The organism is Clostridioides sp. ES-S-0123-01 (assembly GCF_020658415.1).
Classification (GTDB): Bacteria; Bacillota; Clostridia; order Peptostreptococcales; family Peptostreptococcaceae; genus Clostridioides.
In genome coordinates this window covers 597233-619015 of sequence record NZ_JACVWD010000003.1, presented here as the reverse complement: position 1 = coordinate 619015, position 21783 = coordinate 597233, and the positions used below count along the sequence as shown (strand labels likewise).

Sequence of the window (21783 nt, the reverse complement as noted above, 5' to 3'; positions counted from 1 at the left end):
TATTCACCTACTCACTCAATACTATTTCATATTGATATTTATCTGTTCTAAATACCGATATGGTATACTCTATAGGATTACCTTCTTTATTATAAGAATTCCTATGAAGTTTAAGGGCTAAAGAACCTTCTTCTGTTTCAAGTAGCTTACTTTCTTCATCTGAAAGTATAATTGGCTCCATTACTTGCTCAGCTTTTTGTATCTTATAGCCATATTTCTCATTCAAAACTCTATATAATGAAGAATTATCTAATATTCCTTTTGTAAGACCTTTACACATTTCTTCTGATAGATACACTATTTCTAATCCAAATGGCTCTCCATCTGTATATCTAAGTCTAATAATTTTATATATATTTGTTGTATTATCACTTATTCCAAGCTTTCTTTTTACTAAATCGTCTGGTAGTTCCATCTCAAAGGATAATATATCAGTTCTTATGTTTACTCCTTTTTCCTTCATTACATCAGTAAAACCTTTTACATTTGAAAACTGATACTTCTTTTTTTGCTTTGCGACGAATGTACCCTTTCCTTGTACCCTATAAAGAAGACCTTCTGTAACTAAGCCAACAATAGTTTTATTTACTGTCATGCGACTTACATTTTGTATATTACAAAGTTCTCTTTCTGGTATTATTGCATCACCTTCTTTAAGTTCACCAGTTTCTATCATCTCTCTTATTATGGCACTTAGTTGAGTATGCAATGGTATATTACTAGATTTATCCACTATTTTCATAAAATCACCACTTTTCAATATGGTATATACCAATTTTGGTATATACCAATTATACTTTAAAAGAAAATTTATTTCAATACTTTTAACTTATTTTGTAAAAATTTTAGGGAAATCTAAAGACAAAAAAGAAATTGGAGTTTATACTATATAAGAAGCTAAATAATTGAAAATGCATGAATAATTACATTATTTATTATAAATTTCACTAATACTAATATATATACTGTGAAACACTACTACATAAGAGTAGTATAACTAAATTGTAAATATAAAATGAGAGGATGATTTTAATTTGATAAAAATAGGTGATTTTAATAAACTTATAGTAAAAAGAAAAACAGAATTTGGATATTTCCTAGATGGACAAACTAATAACACCAAGGATGATGTGCTTCTTCACAATAGATTAATAGGAAAAAATGAAATAAATATAGGCGATGAAGTAGATGCTTTCATATTTAAAGATTCTGATGACAGAACTGCTGCAACTTTAATACCTCCTTTAGCTAAAGTTGGAGATGTTGCTTATCTAAAAGTGGTTGATAACACTGACATTGGTACTTTTATAGATATGGGGCTTACAAAAGACATACTAGTTCCTTTTAAATCTAAGACCTATCCATTGTTTAGAGATGAAAAATATTTATTTTATATATATTTGGATAAAAGCGGAAGAATCGCTGCTACTACAGACATAGATTCATATTTAGAAACAGACCATACTTACAATGTAGGAGATATGGTAAATGGAGTTGTATATGGGTTCCAAACCAATAACTCTGCTATGATATGTGTTGACAATAAATATGCTGGTGTAATCCTTCATAATGAATACTTTACAGAATTAAAAGCTGGAGATGTTCTTGAAAATTTACATGTTATAAAAATATATGATGATGGTAAATTAGGGCTTTCTCCTAGAGGAAACAGAAAAGATGAACTTGATACCTTAGAAAATAAAATTTTAAGCTATTTAGAAGGTTCAGATGGATATATGAGATTTAATGATAAATCTGACCCTAAAGATATTTCTATCTTATTTAATTCAAGTAAGAAAAATTTCAAACGTGCTCTTGGAGTACTTATGAAGAAAGATTTAATTTATCAAGATGAAGATGGAACTTATTTAAAATAAATTATATAACACAAAAATCGAAGTAAAAATGAAAGATATTTTCTATTTCATATTTACTTCGATTTTTTATTTAGGTTACTACCTATATTTATTGTGCATTTACTACATCTATTATGTCTAGTTCACAAATCTTTTTAATTGGTTTTCTTACTGAAAGTAAAGTTATTATTATCATAGTTACCACAATGATAAACAGCAAATCAAAAGGTATTTGCCACTCTATATGAAACTTTAATGTTACTAAAGATACAAATATATACCTATGTAATATTAATCCAAGTACACTCCCCAGTAAACAACCACTTAAAGCATATGTACTTGACTCTACTATTACCATTTTTCTTAATTGCTTATTGGACATGCCTATTGCACGCATAATACCATAGTAATTTATTCTACTTGTAACACTTATATTCATACTGTTTATGATATTAAACATACTTATAATGGCAATTATAAATACAAACCCATATACAAAAATTGCCATAGTGTAAAATGAATTTCTAGCTTCTAAGTTACCTTGTCGCTTATCTCGAACCTCTAAATTATCATCTAGTACACTTCTTATATTTTGAATTAAATTTCCAGGAGCATCTTCATCAACTTGAGTATCAATTATTACATAGTCTTTCATACCTGTTACATTTGTAAAAGTATTTTCAGATGTTATAATATTTCCAATATATTTATCTTCATTAGTAGTGAATACTACTGGTATTTTTGATTTATCAACACCCATACTATGTAAGTATCCAGCTATATTATAATCATGTTCTACCAATGCTCTTTTATAATCATTGGTTATATTTACAACTACTATTTGACCTACTACTATAAACATCAATAAAACGGATATAATAACCAAAAAAATATTTTTATGTCTTTATTAGAAAATATCTTCATATTAACACCCTCACTTTATAACATTCCATTTGTAACCCATTCTTCTAACTGTTAATAGAAATTTTGGATTTTCAGGATTATCTTCAATCTTATTTCTAAGCCTTCTCACATATACTGACAGAGTGTTATCATCTACAAAACTACCATTTCCATCCCATAACTTGTCCAATATATTTTTTCTTGTAAGTACGATATTTTTATTTTTCATAAATAGGCACAATAATTTATATTCTGCTGTAGTAAGCTCCAGCTCAATTTCATTTTTAAAAACACGATTTTCAAGTAATTTAACAGTAATACTATTTGACTTTAGTTCAGTTACATTTTCATTTGTAAAATTATAACGCCTAAGTAAAGCTTTTATTCTTGAAATTAACTCATTTAATTTAAAAGGTTTTGTTATGTAATCATCTCCACCCATATCAAGCCCCATCACTACATTTACTTCTTCATCAGAAGCAGTTAAAAATATAATTGGCACATTAGAAACTTCTCTTACCTTTTTACAAATATCAAAACCATTACCATCAGGTAAGGATACATCCAAAATCAGTAAATCATAATTTTTTTCTTTGTACATTCGCAATGCTTCTTTTACTGTTCTTGCTATATCAACACTAAAGCCACTCTTTTGTATGGAAAATTCTAATCCATATATCAAGCTTAAATCATCTTCAACCAACAATATACTACTCATCTCAATCACTTCCATTTTATTTATTTTTATTTTTCATTTATTATATACTTAACTTATTATATTTTTACTCTTTTAAAAATACAATACTTTGAAATCCTAATAATTAAAAAAGCTTAAAATACACTAAGTATTCTAAGCTTTTCTTAATCACATTTTATCTATTTGTATTATTTATTTTTTAAAATACTATTTTCAATACTGACTTTATCAAACATTTCACTATCTTTACTATTATCTATAAAAATATCACTTATATTTCTAATATTTGTTGAATAGTTGCCACTAATTCCCATCTTATCGAAATTCATATTCCCTAGCTTTTGTATCACAAATCCCATTGATGCAAGTAAAATAGCAAATATTATATACTGACTAAAGTTACTCATATAATAATTTATAATAGTATATTCATTTCCTGTGAATGCCAACTGTTTTGTAGATAGCATAGTATATATGTATTCAGTACAATTTATAAATACATATATACCATAAATAACCAACATGACAGACAAACAATACATTGTAATTGAAACCTTTGATATTTTTTTTAATTGTTTAACTCTAAAAGCTTTTTTCAACTTCTCAATAAAATTTTTCATTTTAACTCCTCCAATACATTATTTAATAAAATATAATAATATTAGTATATAGAGTTAATGTGTTTATAGTATTAAGTTTTCATGAAGTTTATATGAGTTATTGATTTTGTATAAGCTTATTTCCAGCGTTTTAATTTTGGAAAGAAATTATTCATCATACTCCTTGCTTCATCTTCAGTCATACCTTTATTACTTTGAACCATAGGAGGTATACAGATTTCTATCATCTCTTCCATACTTATATCAGCAGTAAATTCACCATCTTTAAAACAATAACTACAGTAATCATCACTTTTACTTCCATCTTTATTTGTTCCATACAATTCATTAGTACATCCCATTGGCATGCCACAACATTGACAAAATCTAGTTTCTTCCATATATAATCACTCCTTGTATATTTTTCTTTGGCTCTTGACCATATTTAAATTATAGCAATATTAATATGACATGATTATGTCATATTAACAATAAAAAGACTAATAAAATTATATATTAATATATAAATTCTATTAGTCTATATTTTATTTACTCACTTAAGTTTTGGATTCTTAAATAAAAATTATATTCTATTTACTTTAGTCTTTATTGCTGCTTCTTTAACTGCTTCAGCAACATTTTTTACTACATTTTTGTTAAATACATCTGGTAATATATACTCTGGACATATTTCTTCATCAGTTATTGTATTAGCAATTGCATATGCAGCCGCTATTTTCATTTCTTCATTTATTTCTTTAGCTTTCACATCAAGTGCCCCTCTAAATATTCCTGGAAATGCTAAAACATTATTAACTTGATTAGGGAAATCTGAACGACCAGTTCCCATTATAAACGCTCCACCTAGTTTTGCTTCCTCTGGCATTATTTCTGGAGTAGGATTTGCCATTGCTAATATTATTGGTTTTTCAGACATACTTTCAACCATTTCTTTTGTTACAGTTTTTGGACCTGAAACACCTATGAATACATCTTTACCTTTTATAACATCTTTCAAAGAACCTTTTTCATTTCTTATATTAGTTACATCTAACATTTCTTTTTGAACCAAATTTAATCTTTCCATGTTGGCTTCCAGTGCACCACTTCTGTTACATAATACTATATTTTTAACATTCATTTTAAGTAATATTTTTGCTATTGCTATACCTGCAGCACCTGCTCCATTTATAACTATTTCTAAATCTTCTATTTTTTTGTTTTCAATTAACTTTATTGCATTTATTATTGCTGCTGCCACTACTATTGCAGTACCGTGTTGGTCATCATGAAAAACAGGTATACTCAAAGATTTTTTTAATCTATCCTCTATTTCAAAACATCTTGGAGAAGATATATCCTCTAAATTTATTCCTCCAAATACTGGTTCCATTAATTCCACAGACTTAACTATTTCATCTACATCATTAGTCTTTAAACATATTGGAAAAGCATCTACATCTCCAAATTGCTTAAATAATATAGATTTACCTTCCATAACAGGTATAGCTGCTTCAGCACCAATATTGCCTAATCCAAGTACAGCACTTCCATCACTAACTACTGCTACTAAATTACCTTTAGAAGTATATCTATAAACATCCTCTTGATTTTCATGTATTTTTAGACAAGGCTCTGCAACACCTGGCGTATATGCTGTTGATAAATCATCCTTAGTTTTAACTTCTACCTTACTTTCTACATTTATTTTCCCTTTATTAATTTCATGCATTTCTAATGCCAATTTTGCATAATCCTTAGACATCAATCTTCCTCCTTAAAATGTTTACAATTAAATTGTTTTGTATATTTAGTATTTATATAAATTTTCAAAATTTATTTACATTCATAAATTGCTCTTCCTTGTTCATAGATATTATTTCCATAACTATCTATAGCTACTGTAAGTTTAAGGTCTTCTACTACAATCTTCCTTATAGCTTCAGGTCCTAAGTCTTCATATGCAATAATTTCACATGATTTTATAGAATTTGAAATGTATGCACCAGCTCCTCCTATTGCTGCAAGGTAAACTGCTCCATACTTCTCCATACCTTGTATAACTTCTTCACTTCTTTTTCCTTTACCTATCATCAATCTAAGACCTCTCTCTAAAAGAGGTATCGTCAAATCATCCATTCTATAGCTCGTCGTTGGACCTGCTGCTCCTATAACTTCTCCTGGTTTTGTTGGAGTAGGACCTACATAGTATATACCTTGACCATTTACATCGAATGGTAACTCTTCACCTTTATTTATACAATCTATCAATCTTTTATGAGCTGCATCTCTTGCTGTATAAAGTATACCACTTAGACTAATTGTATCTCCACAATTTAACTTAGCTATATCAATCTCACTTACAGGTGTAGTTATCTTTATCATTTTATTTTTCCTCCTAAATTACTACCTTTTTATGTCTTGATGCATGGCAGTTTATATTTACAACAACAGGAAGACCTGCTATATGTGTAGGAAAAGTCTCTATATTTAAACCTAAAGCTGTTGTAGTTCCTCCTAACCCCTGAGGTCCTATCCCCAATTTATTAATAGAGGCTAATAATTCACTTTCTAATTTTGCAATATTTTCATCTTCATTAAATTCGCCTAGTTCTCTAAAAAGTGCTTTTTTAGCTATTTGAGCACATTTATCTACAGTTCCACCTATACCAACTCCAATTACCATAGGAGGGCATGGATTAGGTCCAGCTTCTGAAACTGTATCAATAATAAATTTTTTAATTCCTTCTAATCCATCTGATGGCTTTAACATCTTCATTTTACTCATATTTTCGCTTCCAAATCCCTTAGCAGCAAACTCTATTTTAATTTCATCGCCTTTTACCATTTCATAATGAATAATGGCAGGAGTATTATCCTTTGTATTTATTCTACTAATTGGACTTACAACAGATTTTCTCAAATATCCTTCCTCGTACCCTTGTCTTACTCCCTCATTTATAGCATCAGTAATTGTATCTCCTTCAACTAAAACCTCTTGTCCTACTTCAACAAAAAATACAGCCATACCAGTATCTTGGCATATTGGTATATTTTTTTCCTTTGCTATTTCAGCATTTTCAACTAATATATTTAATATGTTTTTTCCCACTTCACTTTTTTCAGTTTTAGCTTTCTCTTTTATACAGCTTAAGACATCATCTCCTAAGTATAAACTAGCTTCTATGCAAAGTTTTTTTACTTGTTCAACAATTTGTTCAGATTTTATCTTCCTCAAGCGAACATCCCTCCATTACTTTATAAAAAATATTCGTAATCATATTTACACTTTACCATCATTTTTAAAATTTCTCAATATTTTTATATCAATTACATAATAGTAGTTAAATGTTTATTTTTAAGTCATTATTTATTTTATTAATCATATAATTTTTTGTCATCAATTTTTTATCTGAAATATCTATTTTTTTATTACATCTGTAAACTCTACTTTTATAAGTTTCTGTAAATCAAGTGGTGATAATTCTATTTGGTATCCTATTTTTCCAGCACTTACTATAATTGTATCTAATTGTTTTGCACTTTCATTTACAAAAGTCTTATAAAGCTTCTTCATCCCTACAGGAGAACAACCACCTCTAATATATCCTGTAAGCTTATTTATATCTTTTACATGAATCATATCCACACTTTTTTCTTTAGCTACTTTTGCAGCTTTTTTTAAGTCTAAATTTTCATGTACTGGTATTACATATACATAAATACTCTTACTAACTCCTTGAGTTACTAGAGTCTTATATACTTCATTTACATCTCTTCCTATATCATGTGCTACCTCTACACCATCTACATGTTCACTTTTGACTTCATAAGATAGTACCTTATAATCAATTTTGTTTGAATCTAAAATTCTCATAGCATTAGTTTTTACTTTAATCATACATTCACTTCCTTTTTATAAAATACGAACATTATCCATATTTTCGAATATTCTGTACTATTTTAATAGAGTATTATAGTTAAAATAATTATATTTTAAAACAACAATATTATTATAACTCTATATTAACTTCAAAACTTCATTTTTTTCCAATTCACTAGAATTTTTTAGTTCTTTTTTTATTCTCATAGGAGAATCTCCTAAAATAAATATATTATCTGCTAAAAATAATGCTTCTTCAATATCATGAGTTACAAATAAAACAGTTCTTTTTTCTTTTTTAAGTATGTCTTTAAAATTATCCATTATTATTTGTTTATTCTTTGCATCAATAGATTTAAAAGGTTCATCCATTATAATAGTCTTTGATGGATAGATAAATGCTCTAGCAATATTCACTCTTTGCCTAAGCCCTCCACTAAGCATCTGAGGATAAAATTTTTTATATTTAATAATTCCAACCAAATCTAAATATTCATCACAAATTTTATCTAATTGAGTTTTACTGTAGTGTTTATTTACAACTATCTTTATATTTTCTTCTACAGTTAGCCAATCTATTAGCCTATCTTCTTGAAATATGTAACTTACATCTATCTTACTCCCAATTTTATTTGAACTTTCTTTAATATTTAAATTACAAGTATCATTTTCTATAATACCACTTATTATATTTAAGAAAGTAGTTTTTCCACATCCAGACTTCCCAAGTATACAGTTAACATTATCTATATAAAAATCAATATTAAAATTTTTAAATATAATATGATTATCATATTTTTTATTTATATTCTCAATACTTAACCTTATCTTTTCCATAAAAAAGCTCTCCTTGACAAAAATTTTTGAGCTACTTGTAAAATGACTGATATTAAAACTATTATAATTATCCATGCAAATATCCCAGATGTATTAAAATTAATTTTTTCAGTTTGTATCATAGTTCCAATACCATATGTAGGTTGACTATATACCTCTCCTGCTATAGCGACTTTTAAGCTTAATGAAAATGTCGATACTAATATAGATATAATTTGAAATTTTATAGCTGGTAAATAGATTTTCAACACCTTATCTATAAACCTTATCTTATACACGCTTGCCATTTCTAATAAATTTTTATCAATATTCAATATTGCTCCTAAAACACTCTCGTATAAGATTGGAAAAACTATAGTAAACCCAACTATAAAAGGTGTAGTATCTTTTTTAAACCAAATTAGTGCAAGTATTACTAATATCATCGTTGGTATTGAACGTGCTAGAGCATTAATTGGCTTTAATAAATTTCTAAAAATCCTGCTTAAGTATGCTACTATAGACAATATGATAGCAAAAATCAAAGCAAATAAAAAACTAAAAAAACATCTACCTATTGAGTAAAGTATGTCTATATAGAAATTAGAATTCAATGCTATTTCTTTGATACTACTATAGACTTGATTTATAGTTGGCAAGAATATATCATTGTTAATTTTTAAAGCAATAATTTGCCACAAAAATAAGAGGATAACACAAGAAAGTGTTACCTCTAATTTGTCTATAAATTGTTCTTTAATTTTCTTATTTTTCAACAAAGTATATTGCTTCATCTGGCACTTTGCCTCCTACTGTCTTATCATCAAAATTAGCTAATTTTTCATAGTAGTTTTTGTAATCATTAATCATATCTTTAACTGGAATATACTTTAAATTAGCTCTTTCAAGAGCTTTGCCTATTATTTTAGGTTCAGTAGATATTTCTATCTCCTCAGAATATTTACCTAATTCCTCAGGATTTTTATTTGCCCAATCTACACTATTTGATAATTGTCCTAAGAAAGAATCTACAAATTCTTTATTATCTCTTAAAAAATCAGATTTGATAATTAATGTAGATTGAGGATATCCATCCTTTGAACCACTTACTTCTTTCCATGAATCATTTAAACTTTTTATAATTTTTATATTTGGATTTTTGGACATTAAAGCACTAAGTGCAGGTTCTGGAACAATCCCTGTTGTAATTTTTCCTGTAGCCAATAATGGTACTAATTCACTTGCAGAGTTTACATAATTAAAATTTATATCTGCTGGATTTATATCCTTTTGTGATAAAAGACTTCTTATTGTTATATCTGGAGTAAGACCTTTCCCTGTACATCCAACTTCTTTCCCAATTAAATCAGAATAATCCTTTATATCATCTGTTGATACTAAATAAAGAGACCCCATACCTACAGTACCAACTATATTATAACTTGAAGTTTTATTATATGCTATTGCAGCCATATTTGATGGAACTATAGCTATATCTACATCTTTTTTCATTACTCTAGTAGAAATTGCCTCTGGTGTTTTCTCAATGCTATAAATTGTTTCATATCCATCTTTAATTGCTGGATTTTCATTTGCTAATTTCGCTACTGCTACCGCTGGCAATCCATCTGGAACAGCTACCTTTACTTCTTTAACAACTGCTGGTTCTTCTTTTGGCTTTTCATTTTGTCCTTGTGAACACCCCACTAAAAAAATTACACTTAATGCTGCTGATAACATTATATAAATATACTTTTTCATCTCTTCCTCCCGAAACTAACTTTTTATAAAATAATTATATTTATTTATATTAATTTCTGTTAATTTATCGAATAATCCTTCTTATTTAAATAATTTTATTTACTATTTACCTACACTCTATTTTAATATTTTTTCTTTCTCTTACTTGGACTTTTTTGTTGTTTTTTATTGTTTCTATTATTTGCATTATATTTTTTATTTTCAGTAGAAGACTTAGACTTATTTTTATTAGAATTATTTCTATTAAAATAAGGTTTCTCATCCTTTGGTTTTATTAGACATCTATGTCCAAAACCTATCAAATCCTCTCTTCCAGCTTCAACTAGTGCAGAATATACCAAGTCATAGTTTCTAGGTGCTCTATACTGTAATAAAGCTCTTTGCATTGCTTTGTCTCGTTTTGATTTTGGGACATAAACTGGCTTCATTGTAAGTGGGTCTATTCCTGTATAAAACATTGTAGTTGACAGTGTCCCAGGAGTTGGATAAAAATCTTGAACTTGCTCTGGTTGATAATGAGTATCCCTCAAATATTCAGCTAACTCTATGGCACTATTTAGTGTAGACCCTGGATGACTAGACATTAAATATGGTATCAAATATTGTTTTTTACCTAATTCTTCATTTATAGCAAAAAATTTCTGTCTAAACTTATCATAAGTTTTTCCTGCTGGCTTTTGCATATATTCTAAAACTTCTTCTGATATATGTTCTGGAGCCACCTTCAATTGACCACTTACATGATGTTCTATTAGCTCTCTAAGAAACTTATTATTTTTATCTGCCATTACATAATCATACCTAATACCAGAGCGTACAAACACTTTTTTTATGTTAGGTAATTTTCTTACAGCTCTAAGTAAATGTAGATACTCACTATGGTCTGCATCTAAGTTTTTACATGGTGATGGTGATAAACATTGTCTATTTTTACATGCACCTTTAGTAATTTGTTTGTTACATGCTGGCCTTCTAAAATTAGCTGTTGGACCTCCAACGTCATGTATATATCCTTTAAAATCATTTAATTTTGTTATTCCTACTGCTTCATCAATAATTGATTTCTCACTTCTACTTTGAACAGCTCTTCCCTGATGAAAGGTTATTGCACAAAATGAACAACTACCAAAACACCCTCTTGAACTTACTATGCTAAATTTCACTTCTTCTATAGCTGGTATACCACCAGATTTCTCATATACAGGATGATATGTTTTTTGATATGGTAATCCATAAACTTCATCCAATTCTTCTCTATTTAGAGGTTTCTCTGGCTTATTTTGAACTAAATACTTACTTCCATGAGGTTGAACAATTATATTTCCTCTAAATGGGTCTTGTTCATCATATTGAATTTTAAAAGCCTCTACATATTTCATTTTATCTTCACATATTTCTTTATATGATGGAATCAATATATAGTTATCGTATATTTCTTCTAGTGTATCTGCAACATAACATGTCCCATCAATATGTCTAATATATTTGGGCTCATATCCATCATTAAGTGCATTAGCTACATCCACAATCTGCTTTTCACTCATTCCATAAACTAATAAATCTGCTCCACTATCTATCAACATTGACTTTCTAACCTTATCACTCCAATAATCATAATGGGAAAATCTTCTTAAACTAGCTTCAATTCCTCCTATTACTATTGCAACATCGCTATATGCTTCTCTTATTTTATTACAATAGACTATTGTAGCTCTATCTGGTCTATAACCCATTTTTCCACCAGGAGAATACATATCCTTATCTCTATGCTTCTTACTCACTGAATAGTGATTCACCATTGAATCCATATTCCCTGCATTAACCAAAAATCCAAGTCTAGGCTTTCCTAATTTCATAAAATCATCTGTCGTCTTCCAATTTGGTTGTGCTATTATACCTACCTTATATCCAGCATTTTCTAAAACTCTAGATATTATTGCTGTACCAAAACTATGATGGTCTACATATGCATCACCTGTAACCAACACAAAGTCTAGCTCTTCCCATCCTCTATCTATCATATCTTGTTTACTTATTGGTAAAAACCTATTTTCCATATCATCACCTGCTCAATGTATATTTAACAAATACTTTCTTAAAATTAAAAATATCTTTTAATTTTGTTCTTAACGCTTAATTATAACACAAAAAATACTTAAAACCACAACTTAAATAATTTATATGAACCTTTTAGGTTCAATAAATCAAAATTGTGATTTTAAGTAAATCTATAATACAGTAGTTTAAACGTTTTATTCAATTAGTTAGGAAATCTTTACAAGAAGCTCATTTAAATATTTGCTTCAGACTCAACACTATTTACTTCACTACCAAATATTAAACATGCATCTTTACCATCAAACCATTTTAAAGCTGTTGCCGTTATATTTACATTTACACCAAACTTTTTGTTACGCATAAATGATTTACAAGTATCAGTTCCATCTTTTAAACAACTCATAGGGCATTTTCTACATTGTTTATTCTGATTGTTCCATAGTACTTTATAACATAAATCACCTACATGTGTATCTGGGGCTGACTCAAGCATCTTTTTATTGATAAATAACAGTTCATATGTGTTTCTGTCAACAACATAAGCCCATATGTCCATGTTATCCATTACAGACTTTTGAACTTCTAAAGATTCCTCTAGCTTACTTTGGATACGCATTTTTAATAAAAACACACTAAGCGTCTTGGAAATAAATGTAAGTGTATCCACTTCATCACTGGTCCACATACGATTATATGAACATTCATCAAATCCTACAAATCCTCTAAATTCATTACCTTCTAAAATTTTACATTGTAATATTGAACATATCCCTTGTGCTTTAAGCAAATTTTTTAAATCGCTATTGAGATTATCAACATCATTACAATAAAATAATCCATCTGCATTAAAATTTAAAAGATAATTGCCTAAATGACCATAGTAAATATTCTTAAGATTATCAATTTCTGCTGTTATTCCTTCATTACACCATTCAAATGTATTTTTACAGTAGAGGTTATCATCTGAGTTTTCAAATATATAGACACGACTCACATTAAAATGTTTACCCACAATATCAAGAATCAAATTTACAGCCATTTCTATATTATTTGATTCATACAATATATCAAATATATAATTTGTAATATGTTCCTTAAAAGACCTTGCTACATTGGTATTTTCATCTGTATTTCTTGTATTTGCTATATATTGTACTTTATCAATTTTTTTATCATACAAGGCATAACGATTCTTTCCTTTACCCTTAGCTGAATAAAGAGCTATGTCCGCATTTCTAAATAACTGCATGTAATCTGTTCCATCTTTTGGAAATCTAGCAATCCCTACACTCAAAGATATTTTATAATTATATCCTTTACCTACAAAAGACCTCTCAAACGTTTTGACCAATTCCTCTGCTTTGTTCATAATATCTTTTGTTTCAGAAATATCTTTCATAAAAACAATGAACTCATCTCCACCAATTCTTCCTACTATATCAGATGCTCTAAATAAATTTATTAAATCACTTGCAATTTCACTTAATACAGCATCACCATATAAATGACCTAAATTATCATTTATACCTTTAAAGTCATCAATATCAATAATCATTAAAGTACCTTGTCTGTTTTTATCCAATGTTATATATTCTTCTATAAGTGCTTGTGATGCTTTTTTATTATATAAACCTGTTAGTGGGTCTTTTTCCGCTCTCTCTTTTAATTTTTCAGCTTCTCGTTTTGATTCATCAATATCAGTTAAACTACCTACAACTTTATAAGGTATTCCATTATCATCAAACAGTGTCGTTGCTTTTATACTAAACCATGCATAAGTAGTATCTCTAACTCTAAGCCTAATCTCACACTCCTCATACTCACTTCCTGATGAAGTGAGCTTAGTTAATAAAATAAACTTATCTATATCATCATGATATATATCAACTGATTTAGTTATATTTTTCGTTGCATTTTCAGTTATAGGGTCATAACCAAATTTATTATACCAATTAGGAGAAATACTCATTTGGTCTTTTTCTATATTCCATTCAACTATAATATTTTGTGTCTGCTTTATAATAATCTCATGACGTTCTTCACTCTTTTTAAGCTCTTGCTCTAATAATTTAGCAGAAGTAATATCGACAATTACACTACATAGTACTGAGTTTCCATTTTCATCAACTATTTTTCTTCCTTTTAATAAAATCCATATAATACTACCATCTCGTTTTTCAACTCTTCGTTCGCATGCAAATGTATCATTTACTTTAAGTTGCTTATTTATATCATCAATCATTCCAGCTCTATCATCTCTGAAAATCAGCTTGATTAATTTATTATCTAATTCATCTTCTAACTGTTTACGTGTGTATCCAATCATATTTAAATAACCTTCATTTAAATATATACTATCAAAATCATCATTTATCTCAGTTATCACTATTCCACCAACAATGCTATCATTGATAGTCTCTATTTCAAACCTTTTTGAGTCTAATTCTTCTTGTATTTTCTTGAGTTCTGTTATATCAGTTAAGACTCCCTGTATATACTCATTCCCTTTACTATCTTTTATAGATTTACTTCTATCTAAAACCCAAATTATACTTCCATCTTTTTTTACAATTCTATATTCAACTTCAATTTTATCTTGTCTTTTTAATTGATTCAAAACGATACTATTAACCTTGTCTACATCTTCTTTATAAATCATATTTTTAAATTTATTTTTAAAAACTACATCTAAATCCTCTTCAGAATAACCTGTAAGTTCCAAAAACCCCTGACTTACATAAGTCATAGTCATATATTTATCTTTTAAGCAGTTTTTAACACCTCCTAATATATTATCAGTAAGTGCCTTAAATTTTTCTTTTTCATTTATAATAGTCTTAGTATTGTTATTTATAATATAAGCTATATATACAACAAAAATTAATATAACTAATAATATTTCTAATGCAAATATGTATACATCATACGAAATATTATCTGACTGAATATATACTACTTCACTTGGTACAACAGAAAAAATATACCAATCATTAATTCCAAGTGGTTGATAATTTAACATAAATTTCTCATTATCTAAATTATAGTTAGAATATCCAGATTTATCATTTTTAATATTTTCTTTTATAACTTTTAAACAATTTACTTCCTCACAATTATCCTTATTAAAAAGTTTAAATACACATGATAACATTTTACTATTTTCGTTTGTATTTTGAGCAATTACATCTCCATTTTTTTTGGCAATATAAACGTGTGCTTTTTTATCAAATGCAGATAAGCCTAATAATTCATTCAATTTAGTTGAATCATAAGCTCCACTTAAAACACCTGCTACTTTTTCATCTTTATAGATAGGAGTAGCTAAAACTATTATTTCTTTCTTATCAATAATGGATTTTAAAGATTCTGATATGTTTTTTTCTCCATTTTTAGCTTTTTTAAAATAATCTCTATCTTTTAAATTAGTAATAATTCCATCATTAGAATAACTTTTTCCATCCAGTGTAGAAACAGACATTCTAATTAAAGAACTTCGCTTTACTCCAGACTCCATTAAATTAATCATCATATCATTATTTATATTATCTAAATTTCCCATAAAACTAGCAATAGATTCAAGCATGTCAAATTGACCACTAAGTTTTGTCTTAAGATTAATTATGTTATGCTCCGTAAATTCTGACAAATATGTATGCGTGGTCTCTTTCAACTTATTATCCAATTTAAACTTAAACTTAAAAATAGCCCCACAGGTTAAAATAATTATAATAATAAACAAGATACTAATACCTAAAATTTTTGGCTTTAGTCTGTTCACCATACTCACATCCTCATTACATATAATATATTATATGTTTATATTATATCTTCCTATTTTTATACATATTTTATTTCTTCCTATATTAGAATCAAACAACATATAGTTAAATTTATCTATAAAATTTTCATTTTACACTTCTTTTAATTATATATTAATTGATGTATAAAAATTATTCTCTTTTATAATACTTATATTAATAAATTCCTTATAATTCTTTTCATGCTTATAAATACCTCAATCAATTTTTTAAGTTCCTCTTAGATAAGATACTATTTAACATTGTCCCACTTTAATTTAAAGATAAAATTAAACTCAATATATCCTCATTTTCAACATTTTAATTTTAATGAATATTTTAAAAATATAACTTAATTTTCTTTTGATTTTAATAAGGCTTAATAACATAGTATATACTAATTATTATTCATTATTTTTCTAATTAATCACTATACTTTTTATATAATCAATCCTGTTTCCAAATTGAATTACCATTTTCTTAAGCTTCAACACTATAAAATAATTATAAGCTTCATACTCATCCTTGAAACTTAGTTTCCGAATAATAATTCTAGCATGTCACTTTAATATCCTTTTATTTTTCTAATTTTGCTCATATAACAATATAGTCTATAATAATAACAAATATCTTTTAACGCTTATTATAAATACTGTCTATATAAATTTCCATTCTAAATTATAACATACAATATTACTCTATTTCTGTTAAATGTAAATTTTTACCATATAAAAATCTAAAAAAAAGATAGCTTTTTAGAAAAACTATCTCTTATAATTTAAAATTACTATACTATTATTTTTAATTAAAAATTAAAGGCTAAAAAGTAGTAGAGTTTACTTTTTAGCCTTTAATTTTATTAATTATTCATTTATTTCGTGTAAGAATAGCCCACATCTTACCTTAGGTTCAAACCATGTTGACTTAGCTGGCATTATCTTGCCTGCATCTGCTACTTTTATTAAATCCTCAATACTAGTAGGATACATTGCAAACGCTACCTTCATATCTTCATTAACTCTTCTTTCTAATTCCTCAATACCTCTAATTCCACCAATAAAATCAATTCTTTTATCTACTCTAGGATTTTCAATTCCTAAAATAGCATCAATCACATAATTTTGTAGTATAGAAATATCTAATGAGTCAACTGGGTCTTCTATGTCTAATAAATTCTTATTTGCCTTCATTTTGTACCATTTATCACCTAGATACATTCCGAAAGTTCCTTTTTTGTCAGGTTTATATTTTTCTTTACCTTTCATTTGTTCTACATCAAAATTTTCTTTTATTTTATTTATAAATTCTTCTTCATTTAAACCATTTAAGTCTTTGATAACTCTATTATAATCTAAAACCATTAGATTTTCATCTGGTGCAATCATTGCTATAAAATAATTAAATTCTTCTTTTCCAGTATAGTTTGGATTTTTAGCTCTCATTTCTTTAGCTACATTTTCTGCTGAAGCTGTTCTATGATGACCATCTGCAATATATAAATAATCTAATTTACCAAATGCATTTACTAAATTACATATTATATCATCATTATCAATCTTCCACACTGTATGCTCTATCTTGTCATCTGTTATAAAATCATATAAAGGCTCATGATTATCCATAAAATCATTTATCATATCATCTATTAATCTTTGATGTTTGTAAGTTACAAGTATAGTTCCCGTATTAGCATCACAGTATTTTATATGATTAGTTCTATCAACTTCCTTTTCTGGTCTAGTGTACTCATGTTTTTTTATTGTTCCATCTAAGCTTTCATCAACTGAAATACATGCAACTATACCAACTTGAGCTCTGCCATCCATAACTTGTTTGTATATATATATACAATCTTTTTCCTCTTTTACTAGAATTTCTTGTTTTCGAAATTCGTCCAAATTTTCTCGTGCTTTTAAATAAACTTTTTCATCATATAAATTTATATTTTCATCTAAATCAATTTCTGATTTATCTATATGCAAAAATGAATATGGATTCCCTTTTGCAATTTCTCTAGCTTCTTCACTATTCATAACATCGTAAGGAAGTGCTGCTACTTTATCTACTATATATTTATTTGGTCTAATCGCCTTAAATGGTTTAATCGTTGCCATTACTAAATTCCTCCTAATTGTATAAAATATTTTATAATGCTACCCCTATTAGATTATTGAAGTCAAGAAAGTAGTCTTGAATCACATTTACAATTTCTTCTCCAATTCTTTCTTGAGCCTCTACTGTAGATGCACCAATATGAGGTGTAGGAGAAACTCTTGGGTGATTTACTAAATCTAGATTTAATGTAGGTTCTTGCTCATAAACATCTATAGCTGCTGCTGATAATTTACCCTCATCTAATGCTTTTAGTAAATCTTTTTCGTCCACCAAACCGCCTCTTGCACAGTTTATTAAATAAGCTCCATTTTTCATCTTATTTATTTCTTTTTCAGTTATTACTGCCCCCTTATTCTTATCAAAAGGTATGTGTAAAGATAAGAAATCTGCTTTTTGTAAAACTTCTTCCATATCACAGAATCTATATTTGTTAAAGCCTTGTGCTTCACCCATTATATCAGTATATATGACATTCATTCCTAATAGTTCTGCCCTCTTTGCAACTTCTTTTGCAATTCTTCCAAAACCTATAAGTCCTAATGTTTTTCCATTAATTTCTGTACCTTTGTATTTTTTCTTTTCCCATTTTCCATCTCTCATAGTTACATTTGCAGTATTTATGAATCTTGCAAGTACAAATAATTGACCTATTGTAAGTTCTGCAACAGATATACTGCTTGCATTTGGAGTATTCATGACTTTTATTCCATTAGCTTCTGCATATTTAACATCTATATTGTCTAATCCTACCCCACCTCTTACTATCAATTTTAACTTTTTACCTTCTAATGCTTTGTCTATTACATCCTTAGTAACCTTAGTAGCTGAACGTACTACAAGCACATCAACATCTTTAAGTTTATCTCCTAAAACATCTTTTTCATAAAACTCTTCTATCACATTAAAATTTAACTCTCTCAATTTTCTCGCTGCATCTTTCTCTATTCCATCAGTAATTAATATATTATACATAACAAACTCCTCCAATTATATTCACTTAATTTTTCCAATTTTTATTTTTTAAAGTATTTTCATCACTAAAAAACTTTATTTAATTACACTTTCTATTTATATAATTTTCAAAATATTTTTTATTAAAGTCATATCAAATTTCATTAATGTTTGTTAAAAATTTAATATGTAATTTTCATAAAACACATTTTATTTTATATATTTTAAATTTAACTTAAAATACACATAATTTTGTAATATTACTTATTAAAACCTAATATATCATCAATATTATCTAATAATTCTTGTACATCTTCGACAGTATAGTCACCCATATGTGAAATTCTAAAAGTTTTTTCTTTTAAATTGCCATAGCCATTTGCTATTTGGAATCCTCGTTCTTGTAATTTTGAATTTAAATTTGATACACTAATACCTTGAGTATTTTCTATAACAGTAAGTGTATTGGATAAGTGATTTTCATTGGTAAAAATTTGGAAGTGTTTTTTAGCCCAGATTCTAACTAAGTTTGCCATGTCTTCATGTCGTTTGAATCTATTATCTAGGCCTTCATCTAATATATTATCTAATTGGAAATCTAAAGCGAACATGTGAGAAAGAGATGGTGTTGAAGGGTATTGGTAGTTTTTCTTGATTAAGTATTCATACATTTCTAACAAATCAAAATAAACTCCTCTAAAAGGTACTTGCTTAGCTCTATCGATTGCTTTTTGAGAAAATGTGCAAATAGACATTCCTGGTGGTAATCCCAGTGCTTTTTGTAATGATGTTATACAAATATCTATTCCAATCTTATCAACCTCGACTTTTATTCCACCGGCTGAACTTACAGTGTCTACACAGTAGACCACATCTTTATATTTTTTAACAACTTCTCCAATTTCTTCTATTGGATTTCTTATTCCAGTTGAAGTTTCATTGTGAGTTACGGTTATTAAATCATATTCTCCGGTAGAAAGCACCTTATCAACCATTTCTGGTGTTGTTGCCTCTCCTAATTCAACTTTAAATATATCCGCTGGGACATTATTAGCCACTGCCATTTTGTACCATCTATCACCAAAGGACCCACAGGAAAATACTGCTGCCTTTTTGGATGTACAGGAACGAATGGAGCCTTCCATTAAACCAGTTCCGGACGACGTGGATAAAAGTATCGTGTTGTTGGTATAGAATAGTTTTTGCATTTTTTCACTTATACTTTTTTGAAGTATAGATGCATCTTTCCCTCTATGTCCTATCATTGGTGTAGCCATCTTTTCCAAGACTTCTGCTCTAACATCAATAGGACCAGGAATAAATAATTTCTTACTCATTATAATTCCCTCCTTTTTTAGTTTGTAATATGGATAGTGTGTTTACTGTCCTTATTTTTAATATCTATAATATCAAGCTAAATTAAGTATGTCAACATAAAAATTATATTTTATATATAATTTATTTTCTATATTTTGTGAAATCATCCATTTTATACCTCATCATTAGTTTGAATTTTCTGAATTCTACCCATAAAAAAAATACACTTTTTAAATATATAAATTATTTTTTTTAACGTGTAAATTTAATGCTATTATAAGAATTTTTTTTAAGTATAGCTAAGTTATTTTTATCTTATGTTTTTCAATTTTATATTTTTTAACACATCATTTTACATAGCAAATATGTAATCACTTAAATCTCAATATATTCAACTTTTTCTTCTGATTCAGCAAAGAACCATTCTTCATCAGAAAAATCACCTTCTGCTATTTGACCAATAGGCATCTTCATATATTTTCCAGTTGCTGTTACTGCTATCTCTCCATTTGGCAAAATTATTTCTCCTGTACCTTCAAATAATTTTCTATTTTCTTTAGTTATCCTTCCAACTACTTTTATAGTAGCATCTGTTGGTACTGGCTTTTTATATTTCAATTCCAAAGATACTGTAACCCCCCATATTTGGTCATCATTTATACTTACAGCTCTTCCAATAGTCTCATCTAATATTGCAGCAGACATACCTCCATGAACTCTCCCTGGATAACTCTGATGCCAATCTTTTGTATTACAAATTGATACAAGCTCTCCATTTTCAAGTTCATAAAAATCTGCTTTTAATCCTAATTCATTTTGTGTTCCACAAACTAAACAAGATTTACTACTATTTTGCTTTTTTAAAACCTTATATTTTCCCAAAAACTCCATCTCCTAACTAATATTGACAGTCACTTAATATTCATAATACTAAAATATATTATATAATATTAATTAAATCCCTGCAAATTTCTAATAAACAAAAATAGGCTATTTCAGCATTAAAATCTTAATCCAAAGTGTTATTTTA

Annotated in this window: 19 protein-coding genes; 1 reads left to right on the top strand and 18 read right to left on the bottom strand. The window is 27.7% G+C overall.

What is annotated here, in order from left to right; translation table 11 throughout:
- Positions 1-7: 7 nt before the first annotated feature.
- Positions 8-742, bottom strand: coding sequence for a GntR family transcriptional regulator (locus IC175_RS09775; RefSeq protein WP_227851466.1), 735 nt, complete (start codon positions 740-742; stop codon positions 8-10).
- Positions 743-1034: 292 nt separating this feature from the next.
- Between IC175_RS09775 and IC175_RS09770 the strand changes: the two genes are divergently transcribed.
- A complete protein-coding gene (locus IC175_RS09770; protein ID WP_227482934.1) occupies positions 1035-1877 on the top strand; it encodes a S1 RNA-binding domain-containing protein in 843 nt (280 codons plus the stop codon).
- An 88-nt stretch (positions 1878-1965) separates the two neighbouring features.
- Here the strand turns inward: IC175_RS09770 and IC175_RS09765 are convergent, their stop codons facing one another.
- The 17 genes from IC175_RS09765 to IC175_RS09685 form a co-directional block, all read right to left on the bottom strand.
- A complete protein-coding gene (locus IC175_RS09765) occupies positions 1966-2718 on the bottom strand; it encodes an ABC transporter permease (RefSeq protein ID WP_227834701.1) in 753 nt (250 codons plus the stop codon).
- Between the two features lie 72 nt (positions 2719-2790).
- The gene (locus IC175_RS09760; RefSeq protein WP_227824774.1) at positions 2791-3477 is read right to left on the bottom strand and encodes a response regulator transcription factor; all 687 of its coding nucleotides are present in this window, start codon (positions 3475-3477) and stop codon (positions 2791-2793) included.
- 167 nt (positions 3478-3644) lie between these two features.
- Positions 3645-4076 carry a hypothetical protein gene (locus tag IC175_RS09755; RefSeq protein ID WP_227824773.1) on the bottom strand — a complete coding sequence of 144 codons (432 nt, stop codon included), beginning with the start codon at positions 4074-4076 and terminating at the stop codon, positions 3645-3647.
- 116 nt (positions 4077-4192) lie between these two features.
- Positions 4193-4456 carry a zinc ribbon domain-containing protein gene (locus IC175_RS09750; RefSeq protein ID WP_227436676.1) on the bottom strand — a complete coding sequence of 88 codons (264 nt, stop codon included), beginning with the start codon at positions 4454-4456 and terminating at the stop codon, positions 4193-4195.
- Positions 4457-4638: 182 nt separating this feature from the next.
- Positions 4639-5820: an NADP-dependent malic enzyme gene (locus IC175_RS09745; RefSeq protein WP_227436677.1), complete on the bottom strand. Its 1182-nt coding sequence runs from the start codon at positions 5818-5820 to the stop codon at positions 4639-4641.
- Positions 5821-5891: 71 nt separating this feature from the next.
- A complete protein-coding gene (locus tag IC175_RS09740; protein WP_227436679.1) occupies positions 5892-6440 on the bottom strand; it encodes a Fe-S-containing hydro-lyase in 549 nt (182 codons plus the stop codon).
- 13 nt (positions 6441-6453) lie between these two features.
- Positions 6454-7293, bottom strand: a complete 840-nt coding sequence (locus IC175_RS09735) for a fumarate hydratase (protein ID WP_227851465.1) — start codon at positions 7291-7293, stop codon at positions 6454-6456.
- Between the two features lie 183 nt (positions 7294-7476).
- Positions 7477-7956: a Cys-tRNA(Pro) deacylase gene (ybaK, locus tag IC175_RS09730; RefSeq protein WP_227436683.1), complete on the bottom strand. Its 480-nt coding sequence runs from the start codon at positions 7954-7956 to the stop codon at positions 7477-7479.
- 120 nt (positions 7957-8076) lie between these two features.
- Complete coding sequence (locus IC175_RS09725; RefSeq protein WP_227851464.1) at positions 8077-8775, bottom strand: ABC transporter ATP-binding protein; 699 nt, start codon at positions 8773-8775, stop codon at positions 8077-8079.
- A complete protein-coding gene (locus IC175_RS09720) occupies positions 8763-9548 on the bottom strand; it encodes an ABC transporter permease subunit (protein WP_227851463.1) in 786 nt (261 codons plus the stop codon). Before IC175_RS09720 ends, IC175_RS09725 begins: the two co-directional genes overlap by 13 nt.
- Positions 9520-10515 carry an ABC transporter substrate-binding protein gene (locus tag IC175_RS09715; RefSeq protein WP_227436690.1) on the bottom strand — a complete coding sequence of 332 codons (996 nt, stop codon included), beginning with the start codon at positions 10513-10515 and terminating at the stop codon, positions 9520-9522. Before IC175_RS09715 ends, IC175_RS09720 begins: the two co-directional genes overlap by 29 nt.
- A gap of 122 nt (positions 10516-10637) precedes the next feature.
- On the bottom strand, positions 10638-12572 hold the full coding sequence (locus tag IC175_RS09710) for a YgiQ family radical SAM protein (RefSeq protein ID WP_227851462.1): 1935 nt from the start codon (positions 12570-12572) through the stop codon (positions 10638-10640).
- A 233-nt stretch (positions 12573-12805) separates the two neighbouring features.
- Complete coding sequence (locus IC175_RS09705) at positions 12806-16354, bottom strand: diguanylate cyclase domain-containing protein (protein ID WP_227851461.1); 3549 nt, start codon at positions 16352-16354, stop codon at positions 12806-12808.
- A gap of 879 nt (positions 16355-17233) precedes the next feature.
- The gene (locus tag IC175_RS09700; RefSeq protein WP_227482941.1) at positions 17234-18484 is read right to left on the bottom strand and encodes a DUF1015 family protein; all 1251 of its coding nucleotides are present in this window, start codon (positions 18482-18484) and stop codon (positions 17234-17236) included.
- A 31-nt stretch (positions 18485-18515) separates the two neighbouring features.
- A complete protein-coding gene (locus IC175_RS09695) occupies positions 18516-19457 on the bottom strand; it encodes a D-2-hydroxyacid dehydrogenase (RefSeq protein ID WP_227824771.1) in 942 nt (313 codons plus the stop codon).
- 239 nt (positions 19458-19696) lie between these two features.
- Positions 19697-20773, bottom strand: coding sequence for a pyridoxal-phosphate-dependent aminotransferase family protein (locus IC175_RS09690; protein ID WP_227436700.1), 1077 nt, complete (start codon positions 20771-20773; stop codon positions 19697-19699).
- 355 nt (positions 20774-21128) lie between these two features.
- Complete coding sequence (locus tag IC175_RS09685; RefSeq protein WP_227436702.1) at positions 21129-21644, bottom strand: PaaI family thioesterase; 516 nt, start codon at positions 21642-21644, stop codon at positions 21129-21131.
- Between the last annotated feature and the right edge of the window lie 139 nt (positions 21645-21783).

What these genes read in the sequence shown, in the direction of transcription:
- IC175_RS09700 (WP_227482941.1), bottom strand. Translation starts at nt 18,484, where the DNA reads ATGGCAACGATTAAACCATTTAAGGCGATTAGACCAAATAAATATATA.
- IC175_RS09695 (WP_227824771.1), bottom strand. Translation starts at nt 19,457, where the DNA reads ATGTATAATATATTAATTACTGATGGAATAGAGAAAGATGCAGCGAGA.
- IC175_RS09750 (WP_227436676.1), bottom strand. Translation starts at nt 4,456, where the DNA reads ATGGAAGAAACTAGATTTTGTCAATGTTGTGGCATGCCAATGGGATGT.
- IC175_RS09710 (WP_227851462.1), bottom strand. Translation starts at nt 12,572, where the DNA reads ATGGAAAATAGGTTTTTACCAATAAGTAAACAAGATATGATAGATAGA.
- IC175_RS09765 (WP_227834701.1), bottom strand. Translation starts at nt 2,718, where the DNA reads ATGTTTATAGTAGTAGGTCAAATAGTAGTTGTAAATATAACCAATGAT.
- IC175_RS09705 (WP_227851461.1), bottom strand. Translation starts at nt 16,354, where the DNA reads ATGGTGAACAGACTAAAGCCAAAAATTTTAGGTATTAGTATCTTGTTT.
- IC175_RS09755 (WP_227824773.1), bottom strand. Translation starts at nt 4,076, where the DNA reads ATGAAAAATTTTATTGAGAAGTTGAAAAAAGCTTTTAGAGTTAAACAA.
- IC175_RS09685 (WP_227436702.1), bottom strand. Translation starts at nt 21,644, where the DNA reads ATGGAGTTTTTGGGAAAATATAAGGTTTTAAAAAAGCAAAATAGTAGT.
- IC175_RS09745 (WP_227436677.1), bottom strand. Translation starts at nt 5,820, where the DNA reads ATGTCTAAGGATTATGCAAAATTGGCATTAGAAATGCATGAAATTAAT.
- IC175_RS09740 (WP_227436679.1), bottom strand. Translation starts at nt 6,440, where the DNA reads ATGATAAAGATAACTACACCTGTAAGTGAGATTGATATAGCTAAGTTA.
- IC175_RS09715 (WP_227436690.1), bottom strand. Translation starts at nt 10,515, where the DNA reads ATGAAAAAGTATATTTATATAATGTTATCAGCAGCATTAAGTGTAATT.
- ybaK (WP_227436683.1), bottom strand. Translation starts at nt 7,956, where the DNA reads ATGATTAAAGTAAAAACTAATGCTATGAGAATTTTAGATTCAAACAAA.
- IC175_RS09775 (WP_227851466.1), bottom strand. Translation starts at nt 742, where the DNA reads ATGAAAATAGTGGATAAATCTAGTAATATACCATTGCATACTCAACTA.
- IC175_RS09760 (WP_227824774.1), bottom strand. Translation starts at nt 3,477, where the DNA reads ATGAGTAGTATATTGTTGGTTGAAGATGATTTAAGCTTGATATATGGA.
- IC175_RS09690 (WP_227436700.1), bottom strand. Translation starts at nt 20,773, where the DNA reads ATGAGTAAGAAATTATTTATTCCTGGTCCTATTGATGTTAGAGCAGAA.
- IC175_RS09720 (WP_227851463.1), bottom strand. Translation starts at nt 9,548, where the DNA reads ATGAAGCAATATACTTTGTTGAAAAATAAGAAAATTAAAGAACAATTT.
- IC175_RS09725 (WP_227851464.1), bottom strand. Translation starts at nt 8,775, where the DNA reads ATGGAAAAGATAAGGTTAAGTATTGAGAATATAAATAAAAAATATGAT.